The organism is Rahnella sp. RcJ3 (assembly GCF_009498575.1).
GTDB lineage: Bacteria > Pseudomonadota > Gammaproteobacteria > Enterobacterales > Enterobacteriaceae > Rahnella > Rahnella aceris.
The window spans coordinates 1-14,148 of the sequence record NZ_QSNX01000038.1 but is presented as its reverse complement, the minus strand read 5'-3'; the positions used below and the strand labels follow the sequence as shown (position 1 = coordinate 14,148).

13 protein-coding genes and 2 pseudogenes are annotated in these 14,148 nt (G+C 47.9%); 5 read left to right on the top strand and 10 right to left on the bottom strand.

Features of this window, described 5'->3' with window-relative positions:
- Positions 1–131 precede the first annotated feature (131 nt).
- The gene (locus DXU84_RS24510; protein WP_370461829.1) at positions 132–965 is read left to right on the top strand and encodes a glycoside hydrolase family 68 protein; all 834 of its coding nucleotides are present in this window, start codon (positions 132–134) and stop codon (positions 963–965) included.
- Positions 966–989: 24 nt separating this feature from the next.
- Here the strand turns inward: DXU84_RS24510 and DXU84_RS25275 are convergent.
- The 8 genes and pseudogenes from DXU84_RS25275 to DXU84_RS24470 form a co-directional block, all read right to left on the bottom strand.
- A pseudogene (locus tag DXU84_RS25275) lies at positions 990–1,304 on the bottom strand (histidine phosphatase family protein); the annotation flags it as partial.
- An 887-nt stretch (positions 1,305–2,191) separates the two neighbouring features.
- A complete protein-coding gene (locus DXU84_RS24500; protein ID WP_153376823.1) occupies positions 2,192–3,730 on the bottom strand; it encodes a carbohydrate porin in 1,539 nt (512 codons plus the stop codon).
- Positions 3,731–3,881: 151 nt separating this feature from the next.
- Positions 3,882–4,910 (bottom strand): Gfo/Idh/MocA family oxidoreductase, encoded by a 1,029-nt coding sequence (locus tag DXU84_RS24495; RefSeq protein ID WP_039493235.1) that lies wholly within the window; start codon positions 4,908–4,910, stop codon positions 3,882–3,884.
- 4 nt (positions 4,911–4,914) lie between these two features.
- Positions 4,915–5,880, bottom strand: coding sequence for a Gfo/Idh/MocA family protein (locus DXU84_RS24490; protein WP_037035670.1), 966 nt, complete (start codon positions 5,878–5,880; stop codon positions 4,915–4,917).
- A 64-nt stretch (positions 5,881–5,944) separates the two neighbouring features.
- A complete protein-coding gene (locus tag DXU84_RS24485) occupies positions 5,945–7,345 on the bottom strand; it encodes a glycoside hydrolase family 1 protein (protein ID WP_153376821.1) in 1,401 nt (466 codons plus the stop codon).
- 22 nt (positions 7,346–7,367) lie between these two features.
- Positions 7,368–7,676 carry a PTS lactose/cellobiose transporter subunit IIA gene (locus DXU84_RS24480; protein WP_039493228.1) on the bottom strand — a complete coding sequence of 103 codons (309 nt, stop codon included), beginning with the start codon at positions 7,674–7,676 and terminating at the stop codon, positions 7,368–7,370.
- A gap of 39 nt (positions 7,677–7,715) precedes the next feature.
- Entirely contained in the window at positions 7,716–9,008 is a 1,293-nt protein-coding gene (locus DXU84_RS24475; RefSeq protein ID WP_153376820.1) for a PTS sugar transporter subunit IIC, read from the bottom strand.
- Between the two features lie 17 nt (positions 9,009–9,025).
- Positions 9,026–9,355 carry a PTS sugar transporter subunit IIB gene (locus tag DXU84_RS24470; RefSeq protein ID WP_121018982.1) on the bottom strand — a complete coding sequence of 110 codons (330 nt, stop codon included), beginning with the start codon at positions 9,353–9,355 and terminating at the stop codon, positions 9,026–9,028.
- A gap of 458 nt (positions 9,356–9,813) precedes the next feature.
- On the opposite strand from DXU84_RS24470, the gene DXU84_RS24465 reads away from it, so the two are divergent.
- Positions 9,814–10,587: a DeoR/GlpR family DNA-binding transcription regulator gene (locus tag DXU84_RS24465; RefSeq protein ID WP_153376819.1), complete on the top strand. Its 774-nt coding sequence runs from the start codon at positions 9,814–9,816 to the stop codon at positions 10,585–10,587.
- Positions 10,588–10,727: 140 nt separating this feature from the next.
- On the top strand, positions 10,728–10,901 hold the full coding sequence (locus DXU84_RS24460) for a hypothetical protein (protein ID WP_153376818.1): 174 nt from the start codon (positions 10,728–10,730) through the stop codon (positions 10,899–10,901).
- Between the two features lie 169 nt (positions 10,902–11,070).
- On the opposite strand, the gene DXU84_RS24455 is transcribed toward DXU84_RS24460, so the two are convergent.
- Both DXU84_RS24455 and DXU84_RS24450 read right to left on the bottom strand, forming a co-directional pair.
- On the bottom strand, positions 11,071–12,066 hold the full coding sequence (locus DXU84_RS24455) for an alpha/beta fold hydrolase (RefSeq protein WP_153376817.1): 996 nt from the start codon (positions 12,064–12,066) through the stop codon (positions 11,071–11,073).
- A gap of 180 nt (positions 12,067–12,246) precedes the next feature.
- The gene (locus DXU84_RS24450) at positions 12,247–12,870 is read right to left on the bottom strand and encodes an NADPH-dependent F420 reductase (RefSeq protein WP_153376816.1); all 624 of its coding nucleotides are present in this window, start codon (positions 12,868–12,870) and stop codon (positions 12,247–12,249) included.
- A 98-nt stretch (positions 12,871–12,968) separates the two neighbouring features.
- On the opposite strand from DXU84_RS24450, the gene DXU84_RS24445 reads away from it, so the two are divergent.
- Together DXU84_RS24445 and DXU84_RS24440 are read left to right on the top strand one after the other, a co-directional pair.
- Positions 12,969–13,892, top strand: coding sequence for a LysR family transcriptional regulator (locus DXU84_RS24445; RefSeq protein WP_121018979.1), 924 nt, complete (start codon positions 12,969–12,971; stop codon positions 13,890–13,892).
- Positions 13,893–13,904: 12 nt separating this feature from the next.
- Positions 13,905–14,069: pseudogene (locus DXU84_RS24440) on the top strand (LysR family transcriptional regulator); the annotation flags it as partial.
- Between the last annotated feature and the right edge of the window lie 79 nt (positions 14,070–14,148).

Below are 14,148 nucleotides of genomic sequence, written 5' to 3'. Positions count from 1 at the left end.
GCCAGAAGAGTACCGGCTGATGGCCGAAAACCCGGAAGTCTCAAAAAGTGCGTGGAACTAAAGCTGGGATACTTACACTACGACCCGCGAATGCGGCAGGTTCACCTATTTTATGAAGCAATCAAGGTGATATTGATCTGTATTACACCGCAGTCACCCCGGGGGCGACCATTGTAAAAGTACGTGGCCGCATTATCACCACCAATAAAGGAGTCAGTCTTACAGATTTTACGGATGTGAAAGCGTTATTTGAGGCTGACGGTAATCTTTATCAAACCGAAGCACAAAATCCATACTGGGGCTTCCGCGACCCGTTCCCATTCCGCGATGCAAAAAGCGGCAAATTATATATGTTGTTTGAAGGGAATGTTGCTGGTGCGCGAGGTACTCATATTGTAGGCCCCGCAGAAACCGGTGAAGTCCCTCCAGGTTATGAAAATGTAGGGAACTCACGTTATCAGACAGGCTGCGTAGGTATTGCAGAAGCTGATGACGACAATGGCGATAGCTGGACATTGCTCCCGCCGCTTGTGACCGCCGTTGGTGTAAATGACCAGACGGAGCGCCCTCATTTCGTCTTCCAGGACGGCAAATATTATCTGTTCACTATCAGCCATAAATTTACTTATGGTGATGGTTTAACAGGACCGGATGGGGTGTATGGCTTTGTCAGCGACGAGATTTTTGGACCTTATATTCCGCTAAATGGATCGGCGTTAATCCTTGGGAATCCGCCATTCCAGCCCTTTCAGACCTACTCGCACTACGTCATGCCCAATGGATTAGTGACTTCATTCATTGATAGTGTACCAGTAGACAAAACCACAACCGGTATGGATTACCGTATCGGCGGTACAGAAGCGCCTACGGTCAAAATCAAGATTAAGGGTGATCGTACCTTTGTGGTCAATGAATATGATTACGGATACATTCCGCCAATGGTGGACGTAATCCTTAAAGCATAAACCCGTGAGACTCCGTAACACTGTCATGCTTAACGGGAGGATATCAATCCGTTGAAAGGCGCTAACGGGCGCGTCGAGCAATTGAATAACCATCGCTCGAATAACCCCAGAGGAAACAATTGCGCACTGGCACCCCCGGCCGGCTGCTCTGAGCGACAGCCATGCTCCCGTGCGCACCATCACTTGCGCCATACTTTCTCCTCCCGGCGGGGCATCCCCCGATAACAAGCAGTGAAATGCCCCCTCATCCTGCTCAACAACCTTTTTAATCGGGGTCCCTGGCCATGTGCCATATCCAGGTTCAGCAAGTTCCGCAACGGTTTCGCTGCGCAGGCCCAGCCCCTGAGCAGTCTGCTATGATACCAGCTCAGGAGCGGTCCAGATTTTGCTGAATGACCCAAAGCATTCCTTTAACTGACGGACCTGGTTCAGGGAAGTTTCGGTAAGGGGATTGTCAAACGGGAACCGCGAGTTTCTGTTTGACAGGGTTTCCCCCTGGCAAATCAACTGTATCACTGAGGTCATGCCAACAGCATCCTTCCGCCAGGTAACGATGCCCCGGCCTGCGCAGCGTCCTTTACGCAAATGCCCCAAATAACAGCCCCGTTGCGCACCACATCGTCAGTTGAATACCGAAAGCGCTCAGGCGAAAACGCCACAAAACGTCTGACCAGACCAAAATCCGGCGAACTGACTTCCCTTTCTTTTGTACCCGAAACACCCGACCAGCCCAACGGCCAGGGTCACCGAACAGGAGTTACACCATGAATCCTCACCCCACGACACCCCGGGCGTTGTTTGAAGTGGCATTTAAGCATCAGCCTCACCTGGCATCCGCTGGGTCTGTAGGTAGCCTGGTTCGCCGAGTTCAAACTGTTTCTATATGCCGTACTCGCGCACCGCTACCAATTCTTGCCCAATCCTGGTGACATGGCTCATACCGACGAGCAAGTGAGCGCGGATGTGTAGGATAATGCCAGTTCACCAAAGCGATGTGATAAATCCTGTGTAATCACCTGCGGCTCCATCGCTCCCGACCACCCAGTCTTGATAAAGTGCAATCCCAAACTGCCCTTATTTATCGGTGGGCCATAATTTTTTAATCTACATATATTGGCATGCAGGAATCCAGATCCAGAATGAGACAGGATTCCTGCATGGGTAGTCTAATAACCAATCCGTAATTTAAGATCAAGAATAGTAGGTAGTGTGGTGCCAATTGCGATTTACCACCACACTTCTGCCTGTGCCCCGACGGTAAACTGATCTTTCTTATCGTCGTTAAAGGTGAACTGGGTTATCTCGTTATCGAATGTTTTCAGGTAAGTGGCGAAGAAACGGATCTCCGGACGCGAGGTCAGCATGCTTGTGCCCACTTTGAAGGTGTGGAACAACGTCGTCTTCAGGCCCGACTCATGGTACGTCTCGCCACCCGCTTTATTGCGCTGATCGAACCAGCCCAGTTCAACCCCCGTCTGATTAAAGGTGTCCCAGATATACGCCGGACGCACCACCGCACGGACGGAGTTGAAGTCGGTGTGGGCACCGGTGTAATAATCATAGATATCATTGCCAGCGGCATACACCAGGGCATGGGCCATGATCACGTTTGGCAACAGGTAGTTTTCCCCTTCGGAGAGGAAGCGCCAGGCCGTACCGTTAGTGTGTTCTCCGTAATACTGCCCGTTATAGCCATACAGCGCGCTGGAGTCGGTCACCAGACCCATGCCGCTGGCGATCGAGTTGTTTGCCATCTGGGCGGTCACATAGGTAAACCCGCCGTTCTGCCAGTTTTGCGTCAACCGCGCCCCGGCATGCCAGGCATCTTTCACACTGTAATACGTGCCGTTGTTTTCATTGTGCTTATTCAGGTCGGTTTTGTTAGCAGCAGAGTAGCGACCAAACAGATCCAACGTGGCTCTATCCCATAGGGGTATTGCTGTGTAGCGGGCATCTAGCGTGTTGGTGTTGATTTGTTGAGTCTGGCTGACGCTGCTGTCGACCGCATGGGCATCAAGGTCTTCACGCACCAGCGCCACGTTGACCTTGCCTGGCCCCAGTTGCCAGTTTTCCAGCCCAATCCCGGCCGCTGAGTCCGATTTGTGGTATTTGAAGTCGAGCATCTGGATCTCAAACTTTGGCAACGTATGTTTTCCCACCCAGAAATCGGCCTCCGGGGCAAAAGGCAAAAAGCCCCGCGTGGTCAGATAGATATCGGAAAATTGCAGCAGGTTGTCAGAGGTGCTGTCAAACCAGCCCGCGCTGTATTGTCCGTCGACGTTGCCGTCGAGCATCACAACCGCTTTCGCCATTTTATTGCCATCGCGGTAAACCCGCTGCGAAAATTCAAGATCATACCAGGAACTGTTTTCCTGGCCAAAACGCCCCAGAGAACCAATGGCGTAGGATTTTGCCGAGCCCCGGTTTCCCACCGCATATCCCGAGCGGAAATAGCCGGAATAATTAAAGCCGATATCGTCTTTCACATATTTACTAATATCGGCCAGAGTCATCGACGAAGCAGAATCGACTTTTTCTGGCGTCGCCGGGTTGGCAGAAATAACTTCCAACGGTGGCATTAGCGATTCATATTTTTTAAGCTGCGCTTTGGTGGCATCTAATTCCTTCATATTGGAGGAGAGATTATTTTCGAGAAGTGCAACACGCTCTTCCAGGGTTAGCGGTGCTGCATACAGCGTATTCGCCACCAATAAATAGCAGGCACTTAATGTCACGGAGCAGAGTACGGGTATATTAATGTTCATATCAATCCTATAATTAAATTTTATTAAGTTATCCTTTAACAACAGGCGTGATGAGGTGCACAGGTGACATCACCCATGACGGTCGGTCTTATTATAAAAATAGGGTTGCATTGTTTTATATTAACAATACAACCCTATGGTACGATGCGTTTTACTTCAGGCCAGTGATACCCGCTTGCAGTAAATTAATTTGCAGCAGGGTTTCATCATCTTTCACCAGTTTTTCTTTGCCGTTAATAATTGTCTCATAGAGGGCATCATAATAGCGGGCATAATCACCTTGTTCAGTGACAACTTTTTCTTCGTGATATATACCTGCGTCATCCATCCAGGTCAGCACACCATAATCTTCCGGGGTGTCCTGACCAAAATCGGCGTTATCAGGCATATAAAAGAGCTTGAGGTGATGTTCCTGCTTATCCTTACTGTGTTTGATAAACATCCCTTTCTTGCCGTAAGCCACAAAACTCGGACGCTCTTTGATGCGGAAATAGCTCGATTTTACCGAGACTTTTAATGCACCGTAGAACATATCCACATCGAAGTAATCGTTCATACGCCCTTCGCCTAACAGCTGGCGCACGTCGTAGTTAACATGGTCCGGCGCACCAAAGTATGAAATCACCTGGTCGAGGGTGTGGCAACCATGCCCATACAGGTAGGAGTTAATGGCACTGAATTCGTTGACCGACTCCGGGATGTAAGGGCGGTAATAGTCATAGTGCATCTCCACTTCGAGTAAATCACCGAGCTTGCCCGATTCAATCACCTTCTGGGTGGTCAAAAAATCGCTGTCGAAACGGCGATTCTGATAACACTGCACCATTAATCCTTTTTCTTTAGCCAGGTTATATAAGGTTTCGGCCTCTTCACGTGTATGGGTAAAGGGTTTTTCTACCACGCAGTGTTTTCCGGCCTGTAAAACCTTCAGCGCAAACTCATAATGCAAGGCGGCCGGGGTGCTAACCACCACTACCTGTATTTCCGGGTCACCCAATAGCACATCCAGATTATTGGTATAGGTGATGTTAGGTAATTTATCCCAACCATCCCGATTTGCCGTGGCGGAATAAATGGTTTTGGTGGTTATTTTATCTGCGCGAGACAGAATAAACGGCAAGTGATAGCGATTAGCACTTTTGCCATTGCCGATAAAACCAAGAATTAATTTCGTTGTCACTGTTTCACTCCACAATCAGCTGTTTTTTACCCGTTTCAATCATCTGAGCCGCCAGGGTGCTTACGTCAAGCTGGCGTGCAGCAGTCTCATAATCCAGGGTGTCGATAATGCGAATAAAGGCGAGGAATTCATAAAGCAAGCGATGCTCACGACGGTCAAACGCAAATTGCGCGCTGTCACCGTTATTCAGCGCCATCTCAAAACCTGTCATCTGGTTGACCGGCAGCGTGATTTGCATGTTTCCCTTATCTCCCTGAATCAACGAGGTGGTCGGCGCTTTACAATCTTTAGCGCCAATACAGACGCATTTGAAATCACCATAATCGAGTACCATCATCCCGCTGGTATCAATATTGTTATGCATATTGGCGAAGTAATTAACCGCTTGCGGCTCACCAAACAATCCGGCGACAAAATGGAGGTTGTAGACATTAATGTCCATTAGCGCCCCACCGCCTTTTTTGACATCAAAAGCCGGGTGCACAATGCCCGCCATAAAGTCATCATAACGCGATGAGTATTGGCTGTAGTTCAGAGTCACCAGCTTGATTTTTCCAATACGGGACAGCTGCGACTGAAGCGATAAATAGGCCGGAAGGTAATGAATATTCATCGCTTCCAGCATGATAACGTTTTGTCCTGCTGCCAGATTCTTTAGCGTGTTCAGTTCTTCCACGCTGGTGGTAATCGGTTTTTCAATAATAACGTGCTTACCTTTTTGCAGCGCCTGGCTGGCAAACGGGAAATGCAAATGGTTTGGTAATGCCACGTAAATTGTGTCGACATCGCTGTCCAGCATGGCCTGATAATCAAAATAAGTATCATCAATGTGGTAACGGGCTGCCAGCTCGCGCGTTTCCTCTTCCGTTTGTGGCGTGCCTAAAATCGCCAGACCGCTAAAAGGCAGTTTATGAATCGTCGAAAGCAAATCTTTAACGATCATGCCGGTGCCAAGAATGCCTAATTTCATGTTCCACCTCGTCGTGCCACCCGCCGCAATGCAGGTGGCATTGTTTTAAATCACACCTGAATACTTACAGCTCTGCGCCGTTGGAATGGATAACTTTCTGATACCAATAAAACGATTTTTTCTTGTAGCGAGCCAGTGAACCTTTACCATCGTCATTGCGATCGACGTAAATAAACCCGTAGCGTTTAGAAAGTTGTGCGGTGGACGCGCTGACCAGATCGATACACCCCCAGGTGGTATATCCCATTACCGGCACACCGTCCTTAATGGCTTCATGCACCTGTTCCAGATGTTCACGCAAATACTGGATGCGGTAATCGTCATTGACCGTGGGTTCGCCCGCGCCCTCGTTAATTAATACATCTTTCGCGCCCAGACCGTTCTCCACAATAAACAGTGGGAGCTGATAGCGGTCATAGTATTTGTTTAAGATGTAGCGCAACCCTTGTGGGTCAATTTGCCAGCCCCACTCACTGGCGGCTAAATGCGGATTTTTCACCCCACCCATCAAATTTCCGGTAGCTCCATCCACGTTAGTTTGCACAGTTTCGCAGGTACTGAAGTAATAACTGAATGAGAGGAAATCGACGGTATGCGTCAGGATCTGCACATCATCTTCTTCCATCTGCAGATCAATGTTTTGCTCGCGGAAATAACGCTGCATATAGCCAGGGTAATTTCCGCGAACGTGCACATCCGCAAAGAAATCATTCCGGTGATCGGCATGCATGCAGGCGATGACGTCATCCGGGTTTGGCGTCAGCGGGTAAATGGGCAGGCTTAATACCATGCAGCCAAATTTCGCCTGTGGCATGATTTCCCGGCCAATCTTCGTAGCCAGTGCGCTAGCTACCAATTCGTGGTGCACTGCCTGATAGAGATCCTGTTGGCTCAGTGCATTCTTAGGCGTGAAAATACCGCCGCTCATCAGGGGATGATGCAGCACGGAGTTAATTTCATTGAAGGTCAGCCAGTATTTCACCTTGTGCTGATAACGTGTAAATACCGTGGTGACGTAGCGGGTATAAAAACCGATCATCGCTCGGTTGGCCCATCCGTTATATTCTTTGGTCAGATGCAGTGGTGTTTCGTAATGCGAAAGAGTGACTAACGGCTCAATGCCGTATTTATGGCACTCATCGAAAAGCGCATCATAAAAAGCTAGGCCAGCTTCATTTGGCGTTTGTTCATCGCCGTAGGGAAAGATCCGTGACCAGGCAATCGAGGTGCGAAAAACCTTAAAACCCATTTCCGCAAAGAGTTTAATGTCCTCTTTATAACGATGATAAAAATCGATCCCTGCAAGCTTTAGGTTATTGTCCGTCGGCTGCTCCGTCATCGGCCCCATTACCCCTTGCGGAGTGACATCCTGAATACTCGGGCCTTTGCCATCAATATTCCAGGCACCTTCACATTGATTGGCCGCAACCGCACCGCCCCACAAAAAATCACGTGGAAATGTCATTTTTTACTCCTGAAAAAGAAGGTTAGCGCTGTAACTGGCGCTGTACGTCAATAATTTCTGCAATCAGTTCACGGGCCAGCATTGAGGTCATGATGTGGTCCTGCGCGTGCACCAGCACCAGATTGACCTGCACTTTGCCGCAGCCTTCGTCCAGGCCGATCAGCATGGTCTGGACATCGTGGGCACGTTTCGACGCCTCAGTGGAAGCAGCAAGTTTTGCATCAACCAGCTCCCACTCACCGCGTTTGGCGGCACGCAGGGCTTCCATCGCATAGCTGCGCGATTCCCCGGCGTTTATAATCAACTCCATGACCGTTGATTCCATATCCATGTTTGTCTCCACTCAATAAAAGAAGGCGGAATGGACGGCTTATGCCGTGGCCATTTCCTGCTCACGTTCTTGCTCAAGAAGCTGCTTTTCATAAATTTTGAAGAAAGGCAGGTAGATGAAGATGTCGATAACAATCAGCGCGATAACCAGCAACGTATTGTTCATGACCCAGCCTGCACCCCACGCAGCGCCAACCGGTGCGGGCGTGGTCCAGGGAACCAGAGAGATGACTTTGGCAATCAGACCACTGGTGGTGGCAAACCAGGCAATGATTGCGTTCACCACCGGGGCGATGATGAAAGGAATAAATAGCACCGGATTCATCACCACCGGGCTACCAAAGATGACCGGTTCGTTGATGTTGAAGCAGACCGGTACCACCGACAGCTTGCCGATGGCCCGGAGGTGTACCGCTTTACTGCGCATGTAGAGGATAACCAGCGCCAGCGTGGCACCCGAACCACCGAGGTTGATAAAGAAGGCCCAAAACGCCTCCGCAAAGATATGTGGGATGGGCAACCCGTTGGCGAGCGCCGTCTGGTTAAGTCCAAGATTAATTAAGTAGAATGGTTGCAGGATGCCGCCGACAATCGCCCCGCCGTTGATGCCAGAGAACCACAAAACCTGGCAGAGTAAGACAGCAATCAGCACCGCTGGCAGAGAGTCCGCCGCAGAAATCAGCGGGGTAAAGCCGGTCATGATTATTTCAGGTAACAGCATGCCGAACTGGTGTTGTAACACCACGTTCAACGGGTAGATGGTGCAGATAATGACAATCGCCGGGATCAAAAGGTTGAATGAGTGGCGAATTTTATCCGGCACTTGTTCTGGCAGCTTGATACCAATGTTGTATAGCTTCAGAATGCGGACCAACTCAACACAGAAAATCCCCACCAGAATCGCGGTAAAAATCCCCGATCCGCCGAGGAAGGCCGCCGGCAGCGAACCCTCTTTGTAGGGAGAAGTGATCAGGAGGAAGGTCATCAGCGACAGCATGGCGCAAGAGAACGCATCCAGCTTGTACGTTTGTGCCAGGTTGTAAGCTATCCCTGCACTGATATAGCAAGCCATAATCCCCATCGTCATATGAAAGGGGGTCATGATTTCGTTGAAATACTGCAGGGAAACGGATAACCAAAGTTTGCCAATAAAGAAGGTGGTATCCGGTGCAAAAGGCGGAAACGCAAAAATAAGTAAAAAAGAACCCACGATCATAAAAGGCATCGCGCCAATAAAACCGTCGCGAACCGCCATAATATGACGCTGTGTTCCGGCAACGGCGGCAACGGGCGTAATTTTATTTTCGATAAAATTAAAAAATGCGTTCGACATGATATTACCCTGTAAAATTATTGCACTGGGTTAGTTTGAGAATCCTGAATCATCTTCAGAGCATCATTAAGGATTTTCTCACCTTTGAGCATGCCGTAATCCATATTGTTGATGATGGCTATCGGCTTTCCTTCACGTTGAGCAATCGCCTTAAACTCTTCGAATTTATATTTGATTTGCGGCCCCATTAGACAGCAATCAAAATGCGAGATGGTCGATTCAAACTCTTCCATCGCCACAGCAATAATTTCAGCCTCAATACCGTTGGCACTGGCAGCCTGTTTCATTTTATTCACCACAATGCTGGTTGACATACCGGCAGCGCAGCAGAGAAAAATTTTGTTCATTTTCAGCCCTCTTTATAAAAATAGTGTGTAACTCTGGCCCGGCATTTCATTCGGTCACGTACCATGGACTGGTGGCTATCGTTCACCTGGTCATTTCGTTCCTGGAATGAAATCTGCCAAAAAGTGTTCTTTTCATTTGACGGGTGCATGCTCTCAGTACTGGTCACAGGATTCCGTGACCCGAATCTCAAAAACAATCAAATCACTTACAAATCATTATGTTTATGTGATTAAAATCACTTAATTTTAAGTGTTAGGGTTGTTTTTATACAATAAAAGAATATAAATTCATTTATACAGACAAATAAGTAAGTGTTTATAAGTGATTAAAATTTAACAATAAGGAGTAATTCCTCCTTCCGTGGGAACGTACCCGGTCGGTCATGAAGCCGTGTACGCTAGCCACGTTTTCAGCTAACATGGCCTGGTTATCCTTACTCAGAAGATTGGTAAACGTAATGACGCAAGAAGAACGCTTGATCGAGTTAGAGGAATTAATAAAAAATCAGGGTAAAGTGACTCTCGATTACATCTGTCAGCAGTATAATATTTCATCGGATTCTGCACGCCGGGATTTAGTCAAACTGACACAACTTCCGCATATATTGCGTATTCGCGGTGGAGCTATTCTGGCAGAAAAGCGTGTCGAATTGCCTTATGTTCAGCGTGCACAATACAGTGCTGAAAAAATATTCCTTTCTGCCTGGGCGGCGAAATCCATTAATGAAAAAGAGATCCTGTTTATTGATGCCGGTACGACATCTGCCGCCCTCGCCCGCCAGCTTCCATCATCGGTTAGTGTCATTACCAACTCCATTGAAGTGTTGAGCGAGATCATTGGAAATAAAGGGATTAGTATTTCAGTACTGGGTGGTAATTTTGATGACTATTCTCACGCAATATTAGGTAATACTGTCTTAGAGCAAATTAAGCGTTATTATGCGGATAAAGCATTTATTGGCGTCAGTGCATTATCGGAAAGTGGCATCACCACAGATACAGAACTTGATGCACTGCAAAAAGTCGCCATGGCTAAACAGTCAAAAAAAGTGATTTGTATTGCAACCTTCGCCAAATTTAATCTACAACTGATGTATCAATCCTGCAGCTGGTCGGATATCGACCATATCATCACGGATAAAACACCACCAAAAAACATCCTCAAGCTGATCGAAGAGAACGATGTTGAATTGGTAGTAGTGGATACCAAAAGAATAGATACTGATGAGTAAGTAAGGCTAAGTTTTTGGTAATGATTCTGTTCGTTGCAGACGTCCGGGCTTATGAGACGGTGCGGTTCGGCGGAGGCATGATCCTACCCACGACATAGCGGACACGCTGTTAAGCGAGTAAATCGTTAAGAAGATGAACCATGATGCAAGCAAAATCTATGAAGAAGACATCCCGTAATCCATATACCCCGGAGTTTCACCAGCAGGCGCAGGCTGAGTGTATCGGCGTGGCCAAAGCCGCCAGGGAGCTCAGCCTGCACGATTATAAACTACGCCTGGTGCAGTTAATAACGTCAGCAGGGCTCCACCTTTGAGCGTGAGCAGCAGGCAACCGAAATCGCATGTCTTAGGCGGCAATTGTCTGTGATGAGTTATGGTTCTTTTATCTCCCCCTACTCCGCCATAAACATGCTTGACAACTTAATAGGGGGCACTCGCACTAATCCAATTCCTCATGGGTAGTTGCAACAACAATAATTCCCTTTATTTACTGAGTTTATTATCACTCTCAGTTGTGTTCAAATTTCCATTCACTTTCTCGTTCAGAAACGATTTAAGTTCAGACGTAAATTTGAGCGGGTTTTTGAACATCAAAAAGTGATCACCTTGTTCTGCTCGGGTAAAAATAAATAATCTGGAGTCTGGAATAACCGATTGCATCCAGCGCTGGCTTTCAATATATGGACTGTATTCACCGGTAAAGATTGCCGTTGGAATATCTATTTTGTGTTCAATAACATCCCGCCAGTCATTGGTCAGATGATCAAAGAGTACCCGTTCGAGATCCTGCGGTTTGTTACGAGTTACTTGACGGGAAAAATTCTCAGAACTCGCAAACCATGGAGAGTCCATTAACTGAACCCGTTCGAATGCATTCAGGTCGGAAACAAGCTTATTCGGTGTTTTAATACCACGGAATGCTTCGATCATTGCTTCGGGTGAAGTCACACTTCCGCCAGCTTGCAGGCGTTCCTGCTCTGTCCAGTTTTGATGGCTGTAGATAGAGGGGGGCTCATCCACAAATGCAATTCGTTCTAGGTCAGAAGTCCCAAATAAATCGATATAACTCCACAGAACAGATGCCCCCATGGACCATCCACTAAAACTGGCTTTAGTAATACCTGCATGCTGCGTCATTTCCCGGAGATCCATGGCAAAACGAGATATACGACTTCCGTAGGATGCGGATTCAGATAGCCCCTGATTTCTGGGATCCAGTACATAAACATGAAAGTCCTGGCTTAAAAGGTACATCACATAGATATACTCTGCCCCGTTAGCTGCCCAACCAGGAACAAATACCAGAGGCTTCCCTTTCCCTGCTTCCCAGTACCGAAGTTTGACCCCATCACTTGTGGTAAAGGTATTTAACTGTAAGCCCTTAAAATCGGACAGCCTGGATGGCATACCGCTCAGGCGGAGCAGAAAAAACAAAATCCCGACCAATAACATCAACGGCAGAAGCGGCAAATACGGCATGAGTTGAAATGGTCATAAGAAGAGTGAAAACCCATTTAACAACATACTTTTTAAAATTTTTCACGACAATGTCCGGATAAATTGTATGTGCAGATGAACCCGTCTGAAACGGTTTAGTAATCGAACGGGCTCCAATAAAATTATCCGACCAAGGGGGAGCCGGATAATTGTTCAGAATATTCAGGCTTTCACCCAGGCAGGAGCGACTACCGGCCCCTGACCCAGGAAATAGCCAAACTGGATATTCATAGTGCCAAGAGGCTCAAGGTAACGGCTGTTCTTGAGAAGGCCCGCATTTACCGGCTCCAGATTCACAGATGTGGCCAGTTCAGCTACCCGCTCACGAGCCTGGTCATTATTCCCGGCAATAAATACCTGTAATTTGTTGCTCTGACGTGATTCTTCAGGGAGCAGTTGAGCAAAAAGCGTATTGAACGCTTTTACAACGTTAGCCTTCGGAACCAGTTTCTGAATTTCTTCTGCCGCTGAGGTCTCATGACCAATAACCAGTTCACTGAAATCAGCACTGACCGGATTAGAAATATCGACCAGCACTTTGCCTTCCAGATCACCAGCGGCTGAAAATACGTCTGTTGCTGCAAGGTAAGGGGTGGCAAGAATAATAATGTCTGCAACGGAGATAGCAGCGGCAATCCCTCCCCCCTGAACTGAATCACCTATTTTGTGAGCCAATTCAGCGGCTTTAGCCGGGTTCCGATGCCCTATAAACACGTCATGCTTACCAGAAAAAAGAGCAGCAAGTCCTGCCCCCATATTGCCTGTACCAATTACGCTAATTTTCATGTTTCGTTCCTCTAGATGATTAACGAAACCAGTCTATTATTGCGTCATAGCATGATAAATTGCTTTAATGTTTGAACATTATAACCGGATTGTTTCCAATGGATCGATTGACCAGCATGGCCATCTATGTCAAAGCGGTGGAGCTGGGTTCCTTTTCAGCCGCAGCGGATGCAATGAATCTGTCCGCACAACTTGTGGGTAAGCATGTCGCAGCACTTGAGCACCATCTTGGTGTACGATTAATAAGTAGAACAACCCGGCAACATAGCCTGACTGAGGCGGGCCATCATTTTTATGAGCGTGCAAAAATTATTCTTGCGGAGGTAGAAATTGCCGAATCGTTTGCCGAGGAAGTGAGGGTTGTTCCGCGTGGCAGACTTAAAATCAATGCCCCCGTGACATTCGGCATCAATGCGCTTGCTCCTCTTCTGCCGCTATTTCTTAAAGAACATCCTGAAATATCGGTAGAAATGACGCTAACTAACCGTAAAGTGGACCTGATTGACGAAGGATACGATGCCGTTTTCCGTGTCGGCGCGCTGGCGGACAGTGCTTTGATGGCAAAATCCCTTGCCCCTTACCAGTTGCTTCTTTGCGCAGCACCTGATTATCTGAAAAAAACACTGTTACTGAAAAAACCAGAAGACTTATTGCAGCATGAATGTTTGATCTTCACTCATACCACCCTCAGGACACAGTGGGAATTTGATGGTCCGGAAGGCCATGTTTCACTGCCCGTTTCCGGGCGTCTGCTTCTGGACAGTGGCGAGGCGCTGATCAGCGCAGCCTTGTCTGGTTTTGGTATTGCAATGCAACCAACAGAACTGGTGTGGCCGCACATTGTGGCAGGCAGACTCGTACATGTATTACCCGAGTACAGCGTACCCTCAAGACCTTTGCATGTAATGTATGCCCCGGACAGAAGGCTGACACCAAAGCTTCGCAGCTTTCTTGATTTTTCGACCCGTCACTTCGGCACTGGCCAGGGGAAATCACTCCCGGCTACCCGCCGTGTGTTGTAGTGGAATTCCTGTATGCCAGCACCTTTCACCACTGATTCTCTCCGGGCCATTGTCCATTTTGTTGCCGTGGCGGATGCACACAGTTTTACAGAAGCAGCCGAGCAACTGGGAATGACCCGCTCAGCAATCGGTAAGAGTATTGTCCGGCTGGAAGAACGACTGGGCACGAAGCTTTTCCACTGACCCTGACCCAAAATCCTGCTCCATTCAGAAACAGAATTCCGGCATGATAAATCCCCCCCTGAGCGGAGGTGGT

What these genes read in the sequence shown, in the direction of transcription:
- DXU84_RS24500 (WP_153376823.1), bottom strand. Translation starts at nt 3,730, where the DNA reads ATGAACATTAATATACCCGTACTCTGCTCCGTGACATTAAGTGCCTGC.
- DXU84_RS24490 (WP_037035670.1), bottom strand. Translation starts at nt 5,880, where the DNA reads ATGAAATTAGGCATTCTTGGCACCGGCATGATCGTTAAAGATTTGCTT.
- DXU84_RS24485 (WP_153376821.1), bottom strand. Translation starts at nt 7,345, where the DNA reads ATGACATTTCCACGTGATTTTTTGTGGGGCGGTGCGGTTGCGGCCAAT.
- DXU84_RS24480 (WP_039493228.1), bottom strand. Translation starts at nt 7,676, where the DNA reads ATGGATATGGAATCAACGGTCATGGAGTTGATTATAAACGCCGGGGAA.
- DXU84_RS24475 (WP_153376820.1), bottom strand. Translation starts at nt 9,008, where the DNA reads ATGTCGAACGCATTTTTTAATTTTATCGAAAATAAAATTACGCCCGTT.
- DXU84_RS24470 (WP_121018982.1), bottom strand. Translation starts at nt 9,355, where the DNA reads ATGAACAAAATTTTTCTCTGCTGCGCTGCCGGTATGTCAACCAGCATT.
- DXU84_RS24465 (WP_153376819.1), top strand. Translation starts at nt 9,814, where the DNA reads ATGACGCAAGAAGAACGCTTGATCGAGTTAGAGGAATTAATAAAAAAT.
- DXU84_RS24460 (WP_153376818.1), top strand. Translation starts at nt 10,728, where the DNA reads ATGATGCAAGCAAAATCTATGAAGAAGACATCCCGTAATCCATATACC.
- DXU84_RS24455 (WP_153376817.1), bottom strand. Translation starts at nt 12,066, where the DNA reads ATGCCGTATTTGCCGCTTCTGCCGTTGATGTTATTGGTCGGGATTTTG.
- DXU84_RS24450 (WP_153376816.1), bottom strand. Translation starts at nt 12,870, where the DNA reads ATGAAAATTAGCGTAATTGGTACAGGCAATATGGGGGCAGGACTTGCT.
- DXU84_RS24445 (WP_121018979.1), top strand. Translation starts at nt 12,969, where the DNA reads ATGGATCGATTGACCAGCATGGCCATCTATGTCAAAGCGGTGGAGCTG.